Source organism: Streptomyces sp. Mut1 (assembly GCF_030719295.1).
Lineage (GTDB): Bacteria > Actinomycetota > Actinomycetes > Streptomycetales > Streptomycetaceae > Streptomyces > Streptomyces castrisilvae.
Window position 1 is genome coordinate 3751930 of record NZ_CP120997.1, and the last position, 20011, is coordinate 3771940.

A 20011-nucleotide genomic window follows, 5' to 3' on the forward strand; every position below is an offset into this window, starting at 1 on the left:
AAAGGGCGCAAGGCGCGAGTGTGGCGCGTCTCACCTACCGATTGTTCGGTCGCGAGGGCATTTTGGCTACAGGCACCGCCAGCCTGTGGACAAACGGTTCTCCACAGCCTGGGATGGGAACAGGTCGTCCAGGACCGGGAGGCACGGGAACATGGCAGCTGAACAAATGGCCGACGGGAGCGAGGAACCCGGCCGCCTTCCCCCGGCGCGCCCGCTCGACGCCATCGACCGCGACATCCTGCGGCTGCTCCAGACGGACGGCCGCGCCTCGATACGGTCGGTGGCCGACCGCGTCCACGTATCGCGCGCCAACGCCTACGCGCGGATCAACCGGCTCATCGAGGATGGCGTGATCCAGGGGTTCAGCGCGCGTGTGAACCACGAGCGGGCGGGGCAAGGCGCCTCCGCGTACATCACGCTCAAGATCGTCCAGAACTCCTGGCGCACCGTCCGCGAACAGCTCCAGGCACTGCCGGGAGCCACCCACATCGCGCTCGTCAGCGGCGATTTCGACGTCCTGCTCCTGGTGCACACACCGGACAACCGGACGCTGCGCGAGCTGGTACTGACCCGGATTCAGGCCATTCCGGAGGTGCTGTCCACCCGCACGCTGCTGGTGTTCGAGGAAACGGACCTGGCCCCGGGCCCGGACCGCCCCGCAGAACTCGCCTGAGCGGCCACGCACGGGGGAACGCGCAGCTGATCAGCGGCCGGACTGACCGGACTTCATGCCGTCGAAGGCCAGCTGCACCACGGTGTCCGCGAGCCGTTCCCCCTCCGCGCCGCCGTCGGGCAGCGGCCGGTACCACTCCACCAGGGAGTTGACCATGCCGAACAGCAGCCGCGTCGCGAGCCGTATGTCCACGTCGGAGCGGAGATCGCCGTCCGCGACGGCCGCCTTGAGCAGTTCGGCGACCCGCTGGTCGAACTCGCGCCGCCGCTCCAGGGCCCAGCGCTCGGTCTTCGTGTTGCCCCGCACCCGCAGCAGCAACGTGACGTAGGGCAGTTCGGCTATCAGCACCTCGACCGTGCGGCGGGTGACGTACTCGACCCGTTCGATCGCGCGGCCTCGCGTCGCCCCCGACTCGTCGAGGATCGCGAACAGCCCGTCGAGGGCGCGGCTGACGGCCCGCCGCAGCAGCTCTTCCTTGCCCGCGACATGGTGGTAGATGGACGACTTGGAGATGCCCGCCGCCTTCGACAGGTGCTCCATGGACGTGCCGTCGTAACCGCGCTCATTGAAGACACGGACGGCGACGGCCAGCAGAGTTTCCGGCGTGTACGTGTCCCGCTTGGCCGTGGTCATGTCCGCGATCCTCCCCTACGAGTTGTCCACAGGTTCCGTGGGCCCCCTTGTCCCGACCGATCGTTCGGTTACTCTAACTCTGTCCGCCCGTCCCTGCCCAGCTCGATGAGGAGTTGGTCCGCCATGGCCGCCGAGCTCTCCCCGCACCTGCTGTCCGAGAAGCACCGCCCCACGCTGGACCGGGCCCTCGAAGCGATCCGCTCACGGGATTACTGGTCCCCGCATCCCGAGCACCCGAAGGCGTACGGGGAGGGCGGCGCCCCGGGCAGCCTCGGCGCAGCCGAGGGCAAGGCCGCTTTCGACGCCGTGCTGCACACCCGCATCGACCTGGCCCAGCCGGGCACCGACGGTTGGACGGGCGGGGAGGTCTCTCCGTACGGCCCCGAGCTCGCGGTGGAGTATCCGCACGCGGACCTGGACGTCCTGCTCCCGGCGATGCGCGCGGCCATGCCCGCCTGGCGCGAGGCCGGCCCCGAGACCAGGGCCCTGGTCTGTCTGGAGATCCTGGCGCGGATCAGCGCCCGCACCCACGAGTTCGCCCACGCCGTGATGCACACCAGCGGCCAGGCCTTCATGATGGCGTTCCAGGCTGGTGGCCCGCACGCCCAGGACCGGGGCCTGGAAGCCGTCGCGTATGCGTACGAGGAGCAGCTCCGCGTCCCCCGCACCGCCGACTGGTCCAAGCCGCAGGGCAAGCGCGACCCGCTCGCGCTGCACAAGACGTTCACCCCCGCGGGCCGCGGCATCTCGCTGCTGATCGGCTGCAACACCTTCCCCACCTGGAACAGCTACCCGGGCCTCTTCGCCTCCCTCGCCACGGGCAATCCGGTCCTGGTGAAGCCCCACCCCCGCGCGATCCTCCCGCTGGCCCTCACGGTTCAGCTGGCGCGCGAGGTGCTCACCGAGGCGGGCTTCGACCCCAACCTCGTCACCCTGGCCGCCGAGCACCCGGGCGAGGGCATCGCCAAGACGCTGGCGGTCCGCCCCGAGATCAAGATCATCGACTACACGGGGTCCACGGAATTCGGTGACTGGCTGGAGGCCAACGCCCGCCAGGCCCAGGTCTACACGGAGAAGGCCGGCGTCAACACGATCGTCGTGGACTCCACCGACGACTACCGCGGCATGCTCGCCAACCTGGCGTTCTCGTTCTCCCTGTACAGCGGTCAGATGTGCACCACCCCGCAGAACCTGCTCATCCCCCGGTCCGGCATCACGACGGACGCCGGCGACAAGACGTACGACGACGTCGTCGGTGACATCGCGGCCGCGGTCACCGGCCTCCTGGGCGACGACGCCCGAGCGAACGGCCTGCTCGGCGCCCTGGTCAACCCGGACGTGAAGGCCCGCCTCGACGCCGCGGCCCACCTGGGCGAGGTCGCGCTGCCCTCGCGCGAGGTGACCAACCCCGAATTCCCGGACGCCACCGTCCGCACCCCCGTGATCGTGAAGCTCGACGCCGCCAAGACGGACGGCGAGCCCCCCTACCTCGCGGAGTGCTTCGGCCCGGTCTCCTTCGCCGTGGCCGTCGACTCGACGGCGGACGCCGTGGAGCTCCTGCGCCGCACGATCCGCGAGAAGGGGGCGATGACGGTCGGCGCGTACACCACGTCCGAGGAGGTGGAGCGCGCGGTGGAGGGCGTCTGCCTGGACGAGTCCGCCCAGCTCTCCTTGAACCTCACCGGCGGGGTCTACGTCAACCAGACAGCGGCCTTCTCCGACTTCCACGGCTCGGGCGGCAACCCGGCGGCAAACGCGGCCCTCTGCGACGGCGCCTTCGTCTCCAACCGCTTCCGCACCCTGGAAGTCCGCCGCCAACGCTGACCCCACCCCACCGAACCCCCGGCTCCCCCGCGCCCCGGCCCATCCGACGCTCCCACCCCTCAAGCCCGTCCGTCGCTTGAGGACCGGAGACCAGGGGGCCTGGGAGCCCGGGGGGGGCAGAGCCACCCACCCCCTCAGCCCTTCGGCCCCAGAACCCCGCGACCGAAGCCCCACCCGCACCACCCAGCTCACCCGCACCACCCAGCCCGTCCGGCGCTTGAGGACCCGGGACCCGAGGCCGAAGCTCACCCCCACCACCCAGCCCGTCCGGCGCTTGAGGACCGGGGGCCCGGGGGCGGAGCCCCCGGTTACGGGAAGGGGCGGGTAGGGGACAGCCCGCCGCAGGCGCCCCACCACACAGCACCACCCCCGCCACGCACCACGCACCACACAGGCCCCCAAGGGCACGCACCCCACCCACAGGCACCCCCACCCTCACCCCCCAGAAATCACCGCGTACCGCCCCACCCACGCATGCATCGCAATCGCCGCAGCCGCCCCCGCATTGATCGACCGCGTCGACCCGAACTGCGCGATCGAGCACACCATCGCCGCATGCCGACGCGCTTCCTCCGTCAGCCCCGGCCCCTCCTGCCCGAACAGGAGCACACACCGCCGAGGCAGCTCCGTCCGCTCCAGCGGCACCGCTCCGGGCAGATTGTCGATCCCGATGATCGGCAGCCCCTCCGCCTCGGCCCAGGCGGTCAGGCTCGCGGTGTCGGGGTGGTGGCGGACGTGCTGGTACCGGTCGGTGACCATGGCTCCGCGCCGGTTCCAGCGCCGCCGCCCCACGATGTGCACCTCTTTGGCGAGGAAGGCGTTGGCCGTACGCACGACGGACCCGATATTGAAGTCGTGGCCCCAGTTCTCCACGGCGACGTGAAAGTCGTGCCGGCGCAGATCGAGGTCGGCGACGATCGCTTCCCGCGTCCAGTAGCGGTACTGGTCGCCGACGTTGCGCCGGTCGCCCCGGGCCAGCAGCTCGGGGTCGTACCGCTCGTCCTCGGGCCAGGGCAGCGGGTGCGGCCCGACGCCGACCTGCGTCCCGAACCCCTCGTCGTACTGGGCGGGCTCGGCGCCGCCCGACTCACGGTCCGTAACACCCGGCCCACCCACCACAGGCGTATCCGCCGCAGACGTATCCGCCACAGGCCCACCGCTCCTGCTGGTACCACTGGTCTCACCGGTGCTGCCGGTCTCGCTGCTCACCCGACGAGGGTATGGCTCCCGTCGCCACCGACCGCCGGTGCCTCCAGGTCGTCGGCGGCGCCCCGCTGGGCGGGGACCTTCCCGCGCCGCCGGAACATCAGCTGCCGCCCGCGGGTGACGCTGCCGCCCAGCCACACCAGGAAGACGGTCGGCAGAAAGACGGCATCCGCGGCGATCATCGCCATCGAGAAGAACGGCAGGCCCAGCAGGACCGCGATCCCGAGGTGCTCACAGATCATCGCGCCGAGCAGAACGTTCTTGACGCGCCGGTTGAACAGCGTGAAGGGAAAGGCCACCTGCACGATGACGGTCGCGTACGACAGCACCATCACCATGACACCGCTGGAGGCGAGCAGGCCCGAGAGGGAGGGCCACGGGGTGAAGTAGTCGAGCTTGAGCGGGTAGTACAGCGCGGTGCCGTCCTGCCAGCGTGAGCCCTGGATCTTGTACCAGCCGGCGGTCGCGTAGATCAGACAGACCTCGGCCATGATCACGAAGAGCGTGGCGTTGTGGGCGAGGTTGGCGATGACGTCGAGCAGGGTACGCAGCTCGCTGCGCGGCGCCTCCCGGTTCACGGCCCACCAGGCCCCCTGGCCGATCCACAGGGCCCACAGGAGGAACGGCAGCCATAGGGTTCCGCCCAGACCGCGCGCCACCGTGGCCCCGAGCAGAACGGCTCCGAGCACCGCCCACAGCAGCACCCCGGCCGACTCTCCCGGCGCTCGCCGTCGCCCGGCCCCCTCCTCGTCCGTCACAGCGGCTTCGGCCCGCCGCGCGCGGCGGGCGTCCAGTGACCAGACCTGCCCGCACCGGGTCAGCACCAGGTAGATGGCCATCAGATGGATGACGTTGTCGCCGCCGTCGCCCATGAAGATGCTGCGGTTCTGCAGCGAGAGGACTCCGGCCATGAAGACGACGGAGGTGGCGCGGGTGTGCCAGCCGACCATCAGCAGCACGGCCGAGACCAGCGCCAGCGCGTAGACGATCTCGAACCAGAGGGCGCTGTCCGACCACATGAGCGCGGTGAAGGCCTGGTTCCCCGATATCAGCTGCTGCGCCAGATCCCAGCGCCAGGGCGCGTCGGGTCCGTACATCTCGTGCCGGTGGGGCAGCTCCCTCAGCAGGAACAGGAGGTAGGTGGCGGAGAAGCCGACTCGGATGACGGCGCTCTGGTACGGCCCCAGGGCCGAGGCGGTGACGCGCTGGATACCACGGGCGAGCCCGCGGTCGGGGCGGGGCATGCTCACTGGTCCGCCTCCTCGTAGCCGGCCGTGCCCTTGGGCACATCGGCCGCCTCGACCTTCCACCAGGGCAGTACGCGGTAGGACGGGCCGGTGCTGATCTTCTCGTCGCTCCACTCGGGCGCCGCGACGGCCCGCACCTCCGACCTGACCTGGATGCGCAGGATGGTCTCGCCGTCGTGGTGCCCGGTGAGGCGCAGCATCACGAGGCGGCGGACGTACTGCTCGGAGAGGCTGCCGCGCAGGCCGTTGGCCCGGTTCTGGTCGTCGTGCGATCCGACGTAGAAGTCCCAGGCCCGGCGGAGTTCGTTCTGCTGGACGTGGCTGGGCAGCAGATTGCCGCGTATCGCCCGTCCGTCCTCGGCGGAGAGATCCGTCCAGGCCGTGGTGCGGGGGCCGTCAGGACCGGCCAGCTCCGTACGCACCTGCACGGCGACGTTCTGCTGCAACGGGTTGGGGGCGAAGAGCTTCCAGTTCTGTTCGAACTCGGGGTAGATCCACTCGTCGACGGCCGCGCCGTGCTGCTTGGTCAGTGTGTTGGAGGGCGCGACGTGCAGAAAGACCATGGCCAGCTGGACACAGGCGATCACCCCGCACACCGCGAGCGCGACGGCGGCTGCGACCTGGTACGGAAACGAGAGCCCGGCCATCCCACCGACCCCCACGGGCGCCTCGGCAACGGTGGTCCCGGCACCGGGAACTCCGGCAACCGGCTCGGCAACGGGAACTTCCGCGGCGAAAACCCCGGCGGCGGAGGTCTCCCCGGTGGACGCCGCGACAGCGGGGGCCGCCCCGCTGATCCCATCGGCGCCCCGGTCGTCGTCCGAATCCATCCCGCCCCGATCCACACCGATCTTGGTCAGTCAGTTATCCACAGGGTTGACACCCTACGGGCCGCAGACTCACCATTGAAGTCAATGAACCGAACGATCGGTCGGTAGGGAGTCCGGGATGGCAGCGGTGACTGCGGGCCAGACAGCGCAGGCGACAGAGGGCGGGGCGGAGGGGGCCGACGCGGCCTTGCAGGCGGCCTTCGACGCCGCGGTGGCGGCCGACGAGCGCATCGAGCCGCGCGACTGGATGCCCGACGCCTACCGCGCCTCGCTGGTCAGGCAAATGGCCCAGCACGCCCACTCCGAAATCATCGGCATGCAGCCCGAGGCCAACTGGATCACCCGCGCCCCTTCGCTGCGCCGCAAGGCCATCCTCATGGCCAAGGTGCAGGACGAGGCGGGCCACGGTCTGTATCTGTACAGCGCCGCCGAGACGCTGGGCACGGGACGTGACGAACTGCTCGACAAGCTCCACGCGGGCCGTCAGCGGTATTCCTCGATCTTCAACTACCCGACGCTGACCTGGGCGGACGTCGGCGCCATCGGCTGGCTCGTGGACGGCGCCGCGATCACCAACCAGGTCCCCCTGTGCCGCTGCTCCTACGGCCCCTACGCCCGCGCGATGGTCCGCGTCTGCAAGGAGGAGTCGTTCCACCAGCGCCAGGGCTACGAGCTGCTCCTCGCCCTCAGCAACGGCACCCCCGCGCAGCACGAGATGGCCCAGGACGCGGTGAACCGGTGGTGGTGGCCGTCCCTGATGATGTTCGGCCCGCCCGACGACGCCTCCGCGCATTCGGCGCAGTCGATGACCTGGAAGATCAAGCGGCATTCCAACGACGAGCTGCGGCAGCGCTTCGTGGACATCTGCGTCCCCCAGGCCGAGGCACTCGGCCTCACCCTCCCCGACCCGGACATCCGGTGGAACGAGGAGCGCGGACAGCACGACTTCGGCGCGATCGACTGGACGGAGTTCCAGGAGGTCCTGAAGGGCAACGGCCCGTGCAACGAGCAGCGCCTCGGCCAGCGCCGCCGGGCCCACGAGGAAGGCGCCTGGGTCCGCGAGGCCGCCGCCGCGTACGCGGCCAAACACACGGTCGTACCGAATGGAAAGGCGACAGCATGAGCAGCTCGACGGACTGGCCGCTGTGGGAGGTGTTCGTCCGCTCGCGGCGAGGCCTCTCCCACACCCACGCCGGCAGCCTGCACGCGCCGGACGCCGAGATGGCCCTGCGCAACGCGCGCGACCTCTACACCCGCCGGTCCGAGGGGGTCTCGCTGTGGGTGGTGCCCTCCGCCCAGATCACGGCATCCTCGCCGGACGAGAAGGACTCCTTCTTCGAACCGGCCGGTGACAAGCCGTACCGGCACCCGACGTTCTACGAGATCCCGGACGGGGTGAAGCACCTGTGACCGCGGCCCTCGCCCTCGGCGACGACGCGCTGGTGCTCTCCCACCGGCTCGGGGAGTGGGCCGGCCACGCCCCGGTGCTGGAGGAGGAAGTGGCCCTCGCCAACATCGCCCTGGACCTGCTGGGCCAGGCACGGCTGCTGCTCTCGCTCGTGGGCGACGAGGACGAACTGGCCTATCTGCGGGAGGAGCGCGCCTTCCGCAACGTCCAGCTGGTCGAACAGCCGAACGGCGACTTCGCCCACACCATCGCCCGACAGCTCTACTTCTCGGTCCATCAGGAGGGGCTGTACGAGCAGCTGGCCGCAGGCGACGGCGCGTTCGCCGGAGTAGCGGCCAAGGCGGTCAAGGAGGTCGCCTACCACCGGGACCACGCCGAGCAGTGGACGCTGCGCCTCGGCGACGGGACGGACGAGAGCCACGAGCGGATGCAGCGCGCGGTGGACGCGCTGTGGCGCTTCACCGGCGAGCTGTTCCAGCCGGTCGAAGGCGTGGACGTGGACTGGCAGGCACTGCACGACCGCTGGCTGGAGTCCGTCACCACCGTCCTGGAGCGGGCGACCTTGACGGTGCCTTCGGGGCCGCGGTCCGGCGCCTGGACAGCGGGTGCGGGCCGACAGGGCATCCACACCGAGTCCTTCGGACGGATGATCGCCGAGATGCAGCACCTGCACCGCAGCCACCCGGGGGCGTCATGGTGACCTGGACACCCCTTGAGGAGGAGCTGCTCGGCCTGGCGGGCTCGGTCCCCGACCCGGAGCTGCCCGTGCTGACGCTGGAGGACCTGGGCGTGGTCCGGAGCGTGGAGGTGACCGAGCCGGGCCGGGTCACGGTCAAGCTCACGCCGACCTACACCGGCTGCCCGGCGATAGAGGCCATGTCCACGGACATCGAGCGCGTGCTCCACGACTACGGCGTGCCCGAGGTATCCGTGGAGACGGTCCTGTCCCCGGCCTGGTCGACGGACGACATCACCGCCGAAGGACGCCGCAAACTGGCCGAGTTCGGCATAGCGCCGCCTCGGCCCCACGACGCCGCCTCCGGCTCCGGCGGCCCGGTGCCGGTCACCCTGTCCGTGCGCTGCCCGCACTGCGGCTCCACCGACACGGAGTTGCTGAGCCGGTTCTCCTCCACCGCTTGCAAGGCGCTCCGCCGCTGCGTGGCGTGCCGCGAGCCGTTCGACCACTTCAAGGAGTTGTAGATGTTCCATCCGCTCCGGGTCAGCGGGATCGAGCGCCTGACGGACGATTCGGTGGCCGTCACCTTCGCCGTGCCGCCGGACCTGCACAAGACCTTCCGGCACAAGCCCGGCCAGCATCTCAACGTGCGCTACACCGTTGACGGCAAGGAGGTCCGCCGCTCCTACTCGATCTGCGCCCCGGCCACCGAGCAACCGGCCGTTCCGGCGCTGCGCGTGGGCATCCGGCTCGTGGACGGCGGCGCTTTCTCGACGTACGCGCTCAAGGAGCTGCTGGTCGGCGACACGATCGAGGCGATGCCCCCGATGGGCCGCTTCGTACTGGAGCCCCGCGCCGGTCAGTTCGCGGCGATCGTGGGCGGCAGCGGCATCACTCCCGTGCTGTCCATAGCGGCCACCCTGCTCGCCCGCGAGCCGGATGCCAGGTTCTGCCTGATCCGCAGCGACCGGACGGCCGCCTCGACCATGTTCCTGGACGAGGTCGCCGACCTGAAGGACCGCTACCCGGACCGGTTCCAGCTGGTCACCGCCCTGTCCAGGGAGGAGCAGCAGGCCGGCCTGCCCTCGGGCCGGCTGGACGGCGAGCGGCTCTCCGGACTGTTGCCCGCCCTGCTGCCGGTGGGAGAGATCGACGGCTGGTATCTGTGCGGCCCGCTGGGCCTGGTCCGGTCGGCCGAGGACGCGCTGCACGGGCTGGGCGTGGACCGCTCCCGCATCCACCAGGAGATCTTCCACGTCGACGAGGCACCGGCGGCCCCCGCCGGCCCCCGGGTCGAGGCCCCAGTCGGCAGCACGCTGACGGCGACCCTCGACGGGCGGTCGGGCAAGTGGCCGGTCGCGGAGGGCGAGTCGCTGCTGGAGACGGTGCTGCGCAGCCGCTCGGACGCGCCGTACGCGTGCAAGGGCGGGGTCTGCGGGACGTGCCGGGCCTTCCTCGTGGCGGGCAAGGTACGGATGGACCGCAACTTCGCCCTGGAGCCGGAGGAGACGGACGCGGGCTACGTGCTGGCCTGCCAGTCCCATCCGGTGACCGAGGAGGTGGAGCTCGACTTCGACCGCTGACCACGAGCCCTGCCGGCGCTCTCCTGTTCCCTTCTCATAGAACGTGTTCTATCTTGACGCCCCGTCACATCGGGTCAGTCGGGCCAAGAGCCCACGTTCACGGGAGGCCGGGACAGTGGACTTCACTTTCACCGAGGAGCAGCAGGCGGCCGTCGAGGCGGCGCGCGCGGTCCTGTCCGGCGTCGCACCCGATGCGGTGCCCAGCCCCGCGCTCGTACCGGGTGCGGTGGCCGAGGACATCGACCGGCCCCTGTGGTCCCGGCTCGCCGCCGCCGACCTGCTGAGCCTCACGCTGGCCCCGGAGCACGGCGGGGCGGGGCTCGACCTCATCGCGCTCTGCCTGGTGCTCCGCGAGTCCGCGAAGGTCCTCGCCCGCGTACCGCTGCTGGAGACGTGCGCGGTGGCCATGACCCTCCAGCGGTACGCGGGCGGGGGGCCGGTCACGGAGCTGCTGCCCCGCGTCGGCCGGGGCGAGTTGGTGCTCACCGCCGGGGCCAACGGGCGCACCGGCCACGAGCCGGCCGAACGGGCCGTCACCGCGCACAGGGACGACGGGCCGGACGCTCTTGGGGACGGCCACGGGGGCAACGCCGCATGGGTGCTGGACGGCGTGCAGTCGGCGGTTCCGTGGGCACAGGCCGCGGACTGGATCGCGGTCCCCGCCCACACTGCCTCCGCCCGCGCCGTCCCCGCCCACACGGGGGAGGCCGGCGCCGAGGGCGGTGGCACCGGGGAGGGCCGGGCCGTCCTGGCGCTCGTCCGGCGCGACCAGGAGGGCGTCACCGTCGCCGAGCAGGTCTCCACCAGCGGGGAGCGCTTCGGCGAGGTCCGGCTGGACAGGGTGCGGGTCGGGCCCGGCGAGCTGATCGAGGCGCCCGGCGCCTGGGAGTGGCTGCGCGACCTGCTCACCGTGGGGACCTGTGCCCTCGGGCTCGGGCTCGGCGAGACGGTGCTGAGCATGACGAGCCAGTACACGAGCGAGCGGGAGCAGTTCGGCTTCCCGGTGGCGACCTTCCAGGCCGTCGCCGTACAGGCAGCCGACCGCTACATCGATCTCCGTGCCATGGAAGTGACCCTCTGGCAGGCGGCCTGGAGGATCACCACGGGAGGAGTGGGCGAGCTGCCCGCGGCGGGCGATGTGGCGGTGGCGAAGATCTGGGCGTCGGACGGGGTCCGCCGGGTCGTGCAGACGGCTCAGCACCTGCACGGCGGCTTCGGCGCGGACACCGAGTACGCCCTGCACCGCTTCCATGCCTGGGCGAAACAGATCGAGCTGTCGCTCGGATCCGCAGCGGCCCACGAAGAGGCCCTGGCAGACCTCCTGGCAGCCCACCCGCCGGTGTGAGCCGGACCCGCCCGCCTGCCCGCCGGGCCCGCACACCTGAGCCCCTGAGCCCCGCCCCTCGCGACGCGGGCCCCACAGGCGGCGCGTCAGGCGACGAAGGCCGGGGCCCCGTTGTCGGTGACCATCGGGCGGCCCGCGCCGTCCCAGGCGAGCATGCCGCCCTCGATGTTCACGGCGTCGATGCCCTGCTGCACGAGGTACTGGGTGACCTGGGCGGAGCGGCCGCCGACCCGGCACATCACATGCACGCGCCGGCCGTCCTCCACCGCCTCGGTCACCTCACCGAAGCGGCCCACGAAGTCGCTCATCGGAATGTGCAGGGCACCGTCGACGTGCCCGGCCGCCCACTCGTCGTTCTCCCGGACGTCCAGCACCAGGCCGTCCGCCGGTACGGCAGCGACATCAACCGTGGGAAGCGGGCCGAAATTCATGGGTCATGCCTTCTCTCGTCGATGCGCTCCGGAGTCACCGAAAACGCTACTGCACCAGAGCGGCGAGGTCCGCCTCGCGCTGCGAAACCTCGCCCAGCAGCTGTTCGGCGATCTCCTCCAGCAGATGGTCCGGATCGTCCGGGGCCATCCGCAGCATGGCGCCGATCGCGCTCTCCTCAAGCTGCTGGGCCAGCTCCGTCAGCAGCTCCTTGCGCTGCGTCAGCCAGTTCAGCCGGGCGTAGAGCTCCTCGGCCTCGCTCAGCTCCGTCTGCGGGGCGACCGGCCCGGCCGCCCACTCCTGGGCCAGCTCCTTCAGCAGAGCCTCGTCGCCGCGCCCATAGGCTGCGTTGACCCGCGCGATGAACTCGTCCCGCCTGGCCCGCTCCGTCTCGTCCTGGGCCAGGTCCGGGTGGGCCTTGCGGGCCAGCTCGCGGTACAGCTTGCGCACCTCCTCGGTGGGCCGGACCCGCTTGGGGGGCCGCACCGGCTGTTCGGTCAGCATGGCCGACGCCTCGGGGGACAGCCCGTCGGAGTCCATCCAGTCGTGGAACAGCTCGTCCACGCCCGGCATGGGCATCACGATCGACCGCGCCTCCTCCGCCTTGCGCAGGTCCTCCGGGTCGCCTGTCCTCGCCGCCCGCGCCTCGGCGATCTGCGCATCGAGCTCGTCGAGCCGCGCGTACATCGGGCCGAGCCGCTGGTGGTGCAGCCGGGAGAAGTTCTCCACCTCGACCCGGAACGTCTCCACCGCGATCTCGAACTCGATCAGCGCCTGCTCGGCCACCCGGACAGCATGGGCGAGCCGCGCCTCGGGCCGTGCCTGACCGGCTTCGGCCTGCCCCTGACCGGCCTCCGGCCCCGCAGCCGCGCCCCTGGCACCCTCACCGGAAGCACCCGGAGCACCGGGGCTGTCCGGAGAACCCGTGCTGTCCGGAGCAGCAGCATCCGGAGCACCCGGCGCGCCCGGGGCGTCCCCTTCCGCACGTGCGTCGGCCTGCGGTTCATCGTCGTTCCGGGTGGTCGGCACCCCGGCGGCTTCGTGGGTCACCCGTCCAGCGTATGGCCCCGGCCCGCCCACCGAGGACACACGGTGGGCGCGGCAGGCGTCACACCCCCAGCTCAGCGGCTATTCGCCCGGCCCCGATCGCCCGCACCAGCTCCGCGTGATCCGCCTCGGTACGGTCCGCGTACGCCACCGCGAACGCCGCCACCGCCTCGTCCAGCTCCTCGTTCTTGCCGCAGTAACCCGCGACCAGCCTCGGGTCCGCGGTGTGCGCATGGGCACGCGCCAGCAGCGCACCGGTCATCCGGCCGTAGTCGTCGACCTGGTCGGCTGCCAGCGTGGCCGGGTCGACGCTGCCCTTGCGGTTTCTGAACTGCCGCACCTGGAACGGCCTCCCCTCCACGGTCGTCCAGCCCAGCAGATGGTCGCTGACGACCTGCATCCGCTTCTGCCCGAGCACCACGCGCCGGCCCTCGTGCGCGACCTCCGGCACCTCGAACCCCGCGGCGGCCAGATGCGGCACCAGGACCGAGGGCCGGGCCTCCTTCACCTGGAGCACCAGCGGCTCTCCCTGGTAGTCCAGCAGCAGCACCACGTAAGAACGGGTGCCGACGCTGCCCGTGCCGACCACCCGGAAGGCCACATCGTGGATCGCGTACCGGGCGAGCAGCGGCGCCCTGTCCTCCGGGACGGTCCCCAGGTAGTCGCCGAGCCCGGCCGCCACGGCCGCGGCCTCGGCATCCGGCACCCGGCGCAGCACCGGCGGCGCGTCCACGAAACGGCGGCCGCCGTCCTCGCACTCCTCCGTGGACTTGGCCGCGAAGCGTGCGCTGGTGTTGTTGCGGGCCTTCGCGGAGACCCGCTCCAGGGTGCCGGCCAGGTCCCGCGCGTCGGCGTGGGAGACGAGCTCCTCGTCGGCGATGGCGTTCCACGCGTCGAGCGTGGGCATCCTGGCCAGCAGCCGCATCGTCCGCCGGTAGGCGCCCACCGTGTCGTGGGCGGCCCTGCGGCAGGTGTCCTCGTCGGCACCGGCCTCGCGGCCCGCGAGCACCAGCGAGGTGGCGAGGCGCTTGAGGTCCCACTCCCAGGGCCCCGACACGGTCTCGTCGAAGTCGTTCAGGTCGATGACGAGACTGCCCCGCGCGTCGCCGTACAGCCCGAAGTTGGCCGCGTGCGCGTCGCCGCAGAGTTGGGCGGTGACCCCGGTGACGGGGGTGCCCACCAGGTCATGGGCCATCAGCCCGGCCGAACCGCGCAGGAAGGCGAAGGGGGTGGCGGCCATCCGGCCCACCCGTATCGGCGTGAGTCCGGGGACACGGCCCCGGTTGGACTCCTCGACCGCGCGCACCGCGTCGGGTCGCCCGGCAGGCATCGCCGGCTTCGCGTGGGAGGACCTGGGCACTCGCGCCCGCAGCACCTTGCCCTTCTCCTTCGGCGCCCCCACGACCTCCGCGAAAACCGCACCGCCACATGGGTCCGCGCCCGCCTCCGCGTCCACACCGGCACCCGCGCGACGCGCGAAGCCCGGCACGACCGGAATGCGCGGTCCGCCCCCGCCCCCGCCGGCGCGGAGCCGGCCAGCCGCTTCCGCCCCACCGGAACCGCCCCGTTCCACCGGCGGCGAAGTGACTTCGATTCCGTTCATGGCGTGCTGCCTCCCCCGCCCGGCGCAGCCGCCGGACCCCCGCCCAACATCAACTGCCGACGACGGTACCGCCGTACACCAATCGGCGTCCTCCCCTGTGGACAAAGGCTGTGGATAACGTCTACCCGACCGTCCCCCCGCTGGTCAGAGGCTCAGACGCCCACCGCTTCCGCCATCTCCTCTTCCTCCTCCGCTTCGGCCGCCACCGCCTCCTCGACAGCCGCCGGCTCCCGCGCCGTCGAGTGCTTCCCAGCCGGCGCGGACCGGGCCGGCCGTGCGTCCGCCGCCCGGCGCTTCCGCTCGGCCAGGCCCGCGAGCCCCGTCATCACCAGCCCCGCGACGAACCAGAGGGCCAGCACCAGCACGTTCCCGCCCAGCGCGTGACCGCCGAAGTACACGTGGCTGCGGACGCCTTCGACGAAGCCGGCCCCGTTCCAGAAGGAGTGCAGCGCGCCGAAGAATCCGGGCTCCAGCTCGGGGCGGAAGATGCCGCCGGAACTGGTGAAGTTGAGCATGACGAACAACACCATCACCCCGAGCGTGGTCCACCGCTTCAGGAAGGTGTGCAGCCCCACTCCGATCAGCAGGATGCCCGCCGAGTAGAGCCACGCCATGGCCCACAGGCCCGCGAGCCCCTGGTCGACCAGGCCGAACAGCGGCCCGGCGAACACCGCCCCGATGACGCTCACCACCAGCGAGGCCCCCAGCGCCAGCGCCGCCCGTACCCGCAGCCGCAGGACCGCCCCGGCTCCGCCGATCACGGCCACGGAGGCGTACGAGCCGATGCTCACGGCGACCAGCAGGAAGAAGATCCCCTGCCCGGTCGGGTCCCCGTCGGCCGTGGGAGCGGTGTCCGTCACCTTCAGCGGAGAGCCCTGCTCGGCCGCCACCTGTGTGAAGACCTTCTCGACCACCGTCGCGCTGGTGTCGGAGGAGGCGGTGGCGACGAGCAGTTCGGGGTTCTCGCCCGGCAGGTAGGCGCCGTAGCTGGCCTGCGTCCGCAGATGGCCGGCCGCTGTCGCCCGGTCGGCGACGGTACGCACGTTCAGAGCCTCGTCCCCCTTGTCCTGCAACGTCTGCGCGAGCACCTGGGCGCTCGGGCCCGAGCCGACCACGTCCACCCGCAGATCGTGCGGCTGCGGGGCGTGGAAGGCGCCGAGGTAGGCCAGTCCCATGCCGACGCACATCAGCAGCGGTGTGACGAGGTGACTCAGTACGTGACGCAGCGCGCCCGCCGGAGAGCCGGCGGCGGCGCTCGGGCCTGCGGACATAGGGACTCCAAACGATCAACAGATGGTTGGCTTTTACAACTCCAATTCCGTTGTACTATACAACTGAACTTTCGAGGAAGGCGAGCCCGTGCCAGGCACCCCCGAAGAACGCGAGGAGTCGCTGGATGTCATCCAGCGCGAACTGACCGCCTTCGCACGCCGTGCGCGAGCAGCGGCGGCCCGGCTCCACCCGGAGCTGCCCCTGGTCTCCTACACGCTGCTGGCGCACATCGACGACCAGAAGGGCTGCCGCGCGACCGACCTGGCAGCGCACTACATGCTCGACAAGTCCACGGTCAGCCGGCAGATCGGCGCCCTGGAAAAACTCGGCCTGGTCGAGCGCCACCCGGATCCGGACGATCACCGCATCCAGGTCCTCCACCCCACCGAGGCCGGAACACAGGCCCTCGCCGCCACCCAGGCCAGCCGCCGCGCCGCCTATCAGGAACGCCTCGCGGACTGGACGGCCGACGACCTCAGCCGCTTCGCCGCCTACCTCCTGCGCTACAACGCGACGGGCGACGCCCCGCAGGCGTAGGACGCCGCCCGGCAGACGCAGGGCGGCGCCCCACAGGCGTAGGCGACGTCCCACAGACGTAAATCGGGCGTTTCACGTGAAACCAAGCACCGTGGCGCCAGGCCGCCGCGACACCGAACTCACCGCACCCCACGGCACGCCAACGCCCCCGAGCCAACTGAAGAAGCCCCCCAGGCCAAGGCCTGAGGGGCTTCCTTCTTGTGCGCGAGGGGGGATTTGAACCCCCACGTCCCTAAGGACACTGGCACCTGAAGCCAGCGCGTCTGCCGTTCCGCCACTCGCGCAAGAGTGGTGTTTCCAGACTCTCTCACTTGTTGGTGCGAGCGCCTGGCGACATCCGGAAGATTAGCACGCTGGACAGGGTGGATTCACATCCGTTGTTCGGCCGCCCGCACCCCGGGCACTCGCCGCACGCTCGGCGAACATCCGAAAGGAATCTGGAACCCACAGCGGTCGCCCCCCACTCCTCCAGAGCGGGCCCGAGGTGCGGGACACTATGAGGAGGCCACCTCTACGATCCGTGTGAGAGGGGACACTCATCCACAGTGGAGACAAGGGGAACCAGCCGATTTCCCGACGCGTGGATACGATCAGTAAGCAGTACAGGGACGATGACACCGGAGGAGGTGCCCCATGGGAGTGATGAAGCGTTTCGAGCAGCGTCTCGAAGGTCTGGTCAACGGCACTTTCGCCAAGGTCTTCAAGTCCGAGGTCCAGCCGGTCGAGATCGCGGGTGCCCTCCAGCGGGAGTGCGACAACAACGCCACCATCTGGAATCGTGAGCGCACCGTCGTCCCCAACGACTTCATCGTCGAACTCAGCGCCCCCGACTACGAGCGCCTGAGCCCCTACTCCGGCCAGCTGGGCGACGAACTCTCCGGTCTCGTCCGGGACTACGCCAAGCAGCAGCGGTACACCTTCATGGGCCCCATCAAGGTGCACCTGGAGAAGGCCGACGACCTGGACACCGGTCTCTACCGGGTCCGAAGCCGCACCCTGGCGTCGAGTTCGTCACAGGGCCAGGGTCACGGCGGACCGTCCCCCCAGCAGGGCTATCAGAACACTCCGGGAGACGCCCAGCACGGCCGTCCCGCCCCCGGACGCCCCGCCCCACAGGCTCCCGGCGGCTACGGCTACCCGCCGGTCTCCGCTCCGCCCATGCCCGCGGCCCCGCCGCCGGGCGCCGGGCGTCACCAGGGCTCCGACCGGCGCCCGCCGGCCACTCCCACCCCACCCCCGAGCGTGCAGGTGCGGCGCTGGATCGAGATCAACGGCACCCGCCATCAGATCTCCCGCCCGACGCTGGTGATGGGCCGCAGCACCGATGCCGACGTGCGGATCGACGACCCCGGCGTCTCCCGCCGGCACTGTGAGATCAGGACCGGAACGCCCTCGACGATCCAGGATCTCGGGTCTACCAACGGCATCGTGGTAGACGGGCAGCACACCACCCGCGCTACGCTCCGCGACGGCTCGCGGATCGTCGTGGGCAGCACCACCATCGTTTACCGGCAAGCCGAAGGGTGAAGCGGGGGCAATGTCAGAGCTGACCCTTACGGTCATGCGGCTAGGTTTCCTGGCTGTTCTGTGGCTGTTCGTGATCGTGGCCGTCCAGGTCATTCGAAGTGACCTGTTCGGAACGCGCGTCACGCAGCGCGGCTCACGCCGCACCGCGACCGACGCACGTCCGCCACAGGCACGCCAGAACGCTGCGGCGGCACCGCCACCGCAGCGCCAGCAGCCCGGCCGCCAGCGCCGGGGTGCACCGACCAAGCTGGTCGTATCCGAGGGCACGCTCACCGGCACCACGGTGGCGCTCCAGGGACAGACCATCACGCTGGGCCGGGCCCATGATTCAACGATCGTGCTGGACGACGACTACGCGTCCAGCAGGCATGCCAGGATCTACCCCGACCGTGACGGCCAGTGGATCGTCGAGGATCTCGGGTCCACCAACGGCACGTACCTGGACCGGACCCGCCTCACCACCCCGACGCCTGTTCCGCTGGGCGCGCCGATCCGAATCGGCAAGACCGTCATCGAGCTGCGGAAGTAGTACGACAATGAGCGAGCGGAGCGAGCGAGCCGCTGGGGTCCGGGCATCGGACCCGACCGGGCTCCCGACCGGAGGGTGGGCAGTGTGGCGCGAGACCGGCTGTACCCCGAACCGACGGGTGAGGTGCGCATGAGTCTTTCCCTGCGCTTCGCCGCCGGATCGCACAAGGGCATGATCCGGGAAGGGAACGAGGACTCCGGCTACGCCGGCCCCCGCCTTCTCGCGATCGCCGACGGCATGGGCGGCCAGGCGGCCGGTGAGGTCGCCAGCTCCGAGGTGATCTCCACGCTCGTCCAGCTGGACGACGACGTGCCGGGCTCCGACATCCTCACCTCGCTCGGTACGGCGGTCCAGCGGGCCAACGACCAGCTGCGGATGATGGTCGAGGAGGACCCCCAGCTGGAGGGCATGGGCACCACGCTCACCGCCCTGCTGTGGACCGGTCAGCGCCTCGGCCTCGTCCACGTCGGCGACTCGCGGGCGTACCTGCTGCGCGACGGTGTCCTGACCCAGATCACGCAGGACCACACCTGGGTCCAGCGCCTGGTCGACGAGGGCCGGATCACCGAGGAGGAGGCCACCACCCACCCGCAGCGCTCCCTGCTGATGCGCGCGCTGGGCAGTGGCGACCACGTCGAACCCGACCTCTCCATCCGTGAGGTCCGGGCCGGCGACCGGTACCTGATCTGCTCCGACGGGCTCTCCGGCGTCGTCTCCCACCAGACGATGGAGGAGACGCTCGCGAGCTATCAGGGCCCCCAGGAGACCATCCAGGACCTGATCCAGCTCGCCCTGCGCGGCGGCGGACCCGACAACATCACCTGCATCGTCGCCGACGTCTTCGACGTGGACAGCAACGACACCCTGGCCGGGCAGCTCAACGACACCCCGGTCATCGTCGGCGCCGTCGCCGAGAACCAGGCGGCCCAGCTGAACGACGACGGCGCGATGCAGACGCCCGCCGGCCGCGCGGCCGGTCTCGGCCGTCCCGTACCGCCGCCCGCCGGTGGCTTCGGCCCTCCCGGCAGCGGTGAAGACGTCGGATACGACGGGATGCCGGAGGGTTCCTTCGGGTCCTACTCCGACGACGACTTCGACAAGCCCAGCGGTCGCAAGTGGCTCAAGCGGTCCCTGTACATCGTGCTCGCGCTGGCCGTCATCGGCGGTGGCCTGTACGGCGGTTACCGCTGGACGCAGACCCAGTTCTACGTCGGCGCGAAGAACGACAACGTCGCTCTGTACCGGGGCATCAGCCAGGACCTGGGCTGGGTCTCGCTCTCGAAGGTCGAGAAGGACCACCCCGAGATCGAACTCAAGTACCTCCCGCCCTACCAGCGCAAGAAGGTCGAGGCGACGATCGCCGAGGGCAGCCTCGCCGACGCCCGCGAGAAGATCAACGAGCTCTCCAACCAGGCGTCCGCCTGCAAGAAGGCCGCACAGCGCCGCGCGGCGGAGGAGAACGCCAAGGGCGACGAGGGCCAGGCGACGGGCACGGACAGCGACACCACGAAGACGTCGAAGACGTCCAAGACACCCGGTGGCGACACCAGGACCGAGCAGACTTCCACGACTCCCACTCCTGGGCCCAGCCTCTCGGAGGAAGAGAAGAAGCTGGTCCCGCAGTGCGGTGAGAAGTAGAGCC

At 70.9% G+C, this 20011-nt stretch carries 20 protein-coding genes and 1 tRNA gene; 12 read left to right on the plus strand and 9 right to left on the minus strand.

All coding sequences use genetic code 11. From position 1 onward, the window contains the following. Positions 1-166 precede the first annotated feature (166 nt). Positions 167-673, plus strand: a complete 507-nt coding sequence (locus P8A18_RS16165; protein ID WP_371933777.1) for an Lrp/AsnC family transcriptional regulator — start codon at positions 167-169, stop codon at positions 671-673. A 30-nt stretch (positions 674-703) separates the two neighbouring features. Here P8A18_RS16165 and P8A18_RS16170 read toward each other — a convergent pair whose 3' ends face one another. Further along, positions 704-1306 carry a TetR/AcrR family transcriptional regulator gene (locus P8A18_RS16170; RefSeq protein ID WP_306055379.1) on the minus strand — a complete coding sequence of 201 codons (603 nt, stop codon included), beginning with the start codon at positions 1304-1306 and terminating at the stop codon, positions 704-706. A gap of 123 nt (positions 1307-1429) precedes the next feature. Here P8A18_RS16170 and paaN point away from each other — a divergent pair, with 123 nt between their 5' ends. Further along, positions 1430-3130, plus strand: a complete 1701-nt coding sequence (paaN, locus tag P8A18_RS16175) for a phenylacetic acid degradation protein PaaN (RefSeq protein ID WP_306055381.1) — start codon at positions 1430-1432, stop codon at positions 3128-3130. 435 nt (positions 3131-3565) lie between these two features. Here the strand turns inward: paaN and P8A18_RS16180 are convergent, their stop codons facing one another. Genes P8A18_RS16180 through P8A18_RS16190 form a run of 3 tightly spaced genes read right to left on the minus strand, consistent with a single transcriptional unit; the run spans position 3566 to position 6413 of the window. Further along, complete coding sequence (locus P8A18_RS16180; protein ID WP_306055383.1) at positions 3566-4339, minus strand: TrmH family RNA methyltransferase; 774 nt, start codon at positions 4337-4339, stop codon at positions 3566-3568. Next, a complete protein-coding gene (locus P8A18_RS16185) occupies positions 4336-5586 on the minus strand; it encodes an HTTM domain-containing protein (RefSeq protein WP_371933678.1) in 1251 nt (416 codons plus the stop codon). The genes P8A18_RS16180 and P8A18_RS16185 overlap by 4 nt, the downstream gene beginning before the upstream one ends. Continuing rightward, on the minus strand, positions 5583-6413 hold the full coding sequence (locus P8A18_RS16190; protein WP_306055385.1) for a DUF5819 family protein: 831 nt from the start codon (positions 6411-6413) through the stop codon (positions 5583-5585). The genes P8A18_RS16185 and P8A18_RS16190 overlap by 4 nt, the downstream gene beginning before the upstream one ends. Positions 6414-6531: 118 nt before the next feature. On the opposite strand from P8A18_RS16190, the gene paaA reads away from it, so the two are divergent. The 6 genes from paaA (at position 6532) to P8A18_RS16220 (ending at position 11425) form a co-directional block, all read left to right on the plus strand. Further along, positions 6532-7536: a 1,2-phenylacetyl-CoA epoxidase subunit PaaA gene (gene paaA / locus P8A18_RS16195; RefSeq protein ID WP_026250028.1), complete on the plus strand. Its 1005-nt coding sequence runs from the start codon at positions 6532-6534 to the stop codon at positions 7534-7536. After that, positions 7533-7823, plus strand: coding sequence for a 1,2-phenylacetyl-CoA epoxidase subunit PaaB (gene paaB / locus P8A18_RS16200; RefSeq protein WP_018101933.1), 291 nt, complete (start codon positions 7533-7535; stop codon positions 7821-7823). Before paaA ends, paaB begins: the two co-directional genes overlap by 4 nt. Next, positions 7820-8521, plus strand: a complete 702-nt coding sequence (paaC, locus tag P8A18_RS16205; protein ID WP_306055390.1) for a 1,2-phenylacetyl-CoA epoxidase subunit PaaC — start codon at positions 7820-7822, stop codon at positions 8519-8521. The genes paaB and paaC overlap by 4 nt, the downstream gene beginning before the upstream one ends. Next, a complete protein-coding gene (gene paaD / locus P8A18_RS16210; RefSeq protein WP_306055392.1) occupies positions 8515-9021 on the plus strand; it encodes a 1,2-phenylacetyl-CoA epoxidase subunit PaaD in 507 nt (168 codons plus the stop codon). The genes paaC and paaD overlap by 7 nt, the downstream gene beginning before the upstream one ends. Further along, positions 9022-10080, plus strand: coding sequence for a 2Fe-2S iron-sulfur cluster-binding protein (locus P8A18_RS16215; protein WP_306055394.1), 1059 nt, complete (start codon positions 9022-9024; stop codon positions 10078-10080). 115 nt (positions 10081-10195) lie between these two features. Continuing rightward, the gene (locus tag P8A18_RS16220; RefSeq protein ID WP_306055396.1) at positions 10196-11425 is read left to right on the plus strand and encodes an acyl-CoA dehydrogenase family protein; all 1230 of its coding nucleotides are present in this window, start codon (positions 10196-10198) and stop codon (positions 11423-11425) included. A gap of 86 nt (positions 11426-11511) precedes the next feature. Here the strand turns inward: P8A18_RS16220 and P8A18_RS16225 are convergent, their stop codons facing one another. From P8A18_RS16225 to P8A18_RS16240, 4 genes are all read right to left on the minus strand, one after another. Beyond that, positions 11512-11856: a rhodanese-like domain-containing protein gene (locus P8A18_RS16225; protein ID WP_018553846.1), complete on the minus strand. Its 345-nt coding sequence runs from the start codon at positions 11854-11856 to the stop codon at positions 11512-11514. Between the two features lie 46 nt (positions 11857-11902). Next, a complete protein-coding gene (locus P8A18_RS16230) occupies positions 11903-12904 on the minus strand; it encodes a J domain-containing protein (protein WP_306055398.1) in 1002 nt (333 codons plus the stop codon). A gap of 58 nt (positions 12905-12962) precedes the next feature. Further along, complete coding sequence (locus tag P8A18_RS16235; RefSeq protein ID WP_306055400.1) at positions 12963-14504, minus strand: DUF2252 domain-containing protein; 1542 nt, start codon at positions 14502-14504, stop codon at positions 12963-12965. 152 nt (positions 14505-14656) lie between these two features. Further along, positions 14657-15775: an ABC-2 transporter permease gene (locus P8A18_RS16240; protein WP_306055402.1), complete on the minus strand. Its 1119-nt coding sequence runs from the start codon at positions 15773-15775 to the stop codon at positions 14657-14659. 88 nt (positions 15776-15863) lie between these two features. Here P8A18_RS16240 and P8A18_RS16245 point away from each other — a divergent pair, with 88 nt between their 5' ends. Beyond that, complete coding sequence (locus P8A18_RS16245; protein WP_306055404.1) at positions 15864-16313, plus strand: MarR family winged helix-turn-helix transcriptional regulator; 450 nt, start codon at positions 15864-15866, stop codon at positions 16311-16313. Positions 16314-16514: 201 nt separating this feature from the next. Here P8A18_RS16245 and P8A18_RS16250 read toward each other — a convergent pair. Continuing rightward, a tRNA-Leu gene (locus tag P8A18_RS16250) sits at positions 16515-16597 on the minus strand. 349 nt (positions 16598-16946) lie between these two features. Here P8A18_RS16250 and P8A18_RS16255 point away from each other — a divergent pair. The 3 genes from P8A18_RS16255 (at position 16947) to P8A18_RS16265 (ending at position 20007) form a co-directional block, all read left to right on the plus strand. Next, positions 16947-17840: an FHA domain-containing protein gene (locus P8A18_RS16255; RefSeq protein WP_306055406.1), complete on the plus strand. Its 894-nt coding sequence runs from the start codon at positions 16947-16949 to the stop codon at positions 17838-17840. A 10-nt stretch (positions 17841-17850) separates the two neighbouring features. Further along, positions 17851-18369 carry an FHA domain-containing protein FhaB/FipA gene (locus P8A18_RS16260; protein WP_018553852.1) on the plus strand — a complete coding sequence of 173 codons (519 nt, stop codon included), beginning with the start codon at positions 17851-17853 and terminating at the stop codon, positions 18367-18369. A 129-nt stretch (positions 18370-18498) separates the two neighbouring features. Further along, complete coding sequence (locus tag P8A18_RS16265) at positions 18499-20007, plus strand: Stp1/IreP family PP2C-type Ser/Thr phosphatase (RefSeq protein WP_306055408.1); 1509 nt, start codon at positions 18499-18501, stop codon at positions 20005-20007. The last annotated feature ends 4 nt before the right edge of the window (positions 20008-20011 follow it).

Coding starts and splice junctions, on each gene's coding strand:
- P8A18_RS16165 (WP_371933777.1), top strand. CDS start 167: ATGGCCGACGGGAGCGAGGAACCCGGCCGCCTTCCCCCGGCGCGCCCG.
- P8A18_RS16170 (WP_306055379.1), bottom strand. CDS start 1,306: ATGACCACGGCCAAGCGGGACACGTACACGCCGGAAACTCTGCTGGCC.
- paaN (WP_306055381.1), top strand. CDS start 1,430: ATGGCCGCCGAGCTCTCCCCGCACCTGCTGTCCGAGAAGCACCGCCCC.
- P8A18_RS16190 (WP_306055385.1), bottom strand. CDS start 6,413: ATGGATTCGGACGACGACCGGGGCGCCGATGGGATCAGCGGGGCGGCC.
- paaA (WP_026250028.1), top strand. CDS start 6,532: ATGGCAGCGGTGACTGCGGGCCAGACAGCGCAGGCGACAGAGGGCGGG.
- paaB (WP_018101933.1), top strand. CDS start 7,533: ATGAGCAGCTCGACGGACTGGCCGCTGTGGGAGGTGTTCGTCCGCTCG.
- paaD (WP_306055392.1), top strand. CDS start 8,515: ATGGTGACCTGGACACCCCTTGAGGAGGAGCTGCTCGGCCTGGCGGGC.
- P8A18_RS16215 (WP_306055394.1), top strand. CDS start 9,022: ATGTTCCATCCGCTCCGGGTCAGCGGGATCGAGCGCCTGACGGACGAT.
- P8A18_RS16225 (WP_018553846.1), bottom strand. CDS start 11,856: ATGAATTTCGGCCCGCTTCCCACGGTTGATGTCGCTGCCGTACCGGCG.
- P8A18_RS16235 (WP_306055400.1), bottom strand. CDS start 14,504: ATGAACGGAATCGAAGTCACTTCGCCGCCGGTGGAACGGGGCGGTTCC.
- P8A18_RS16240 (WP_306055402.1), bottom strand. CDS start 15,775: ATGTCCGCAGGCCCGAGCGCCGCCGCCGGCTCTCCGGCGGGCGCGCTG.
- P8A18_RS16255 (WP_306055406.1), top strand. CDS start 16,947: ATGGGAGTGATGAAGCGTTTCGAGCAGCGTCTCGAAGGTCTGGTCAAC.
- P8A18_RS16260 (WP_018553852.1), top strand. CDS start 17,851: ATGTCAGAGCTGACCCTTACGGTCATGCGGCTAGGTTTCCTGGCTGTT.
- P8A18_RS16265 (WP_306055408.1), top strand. CDS start 18,499: ATGAGTCTTTCCCTGCGCTTCGCCGCCGGATCGCACAAGGGCATGATC.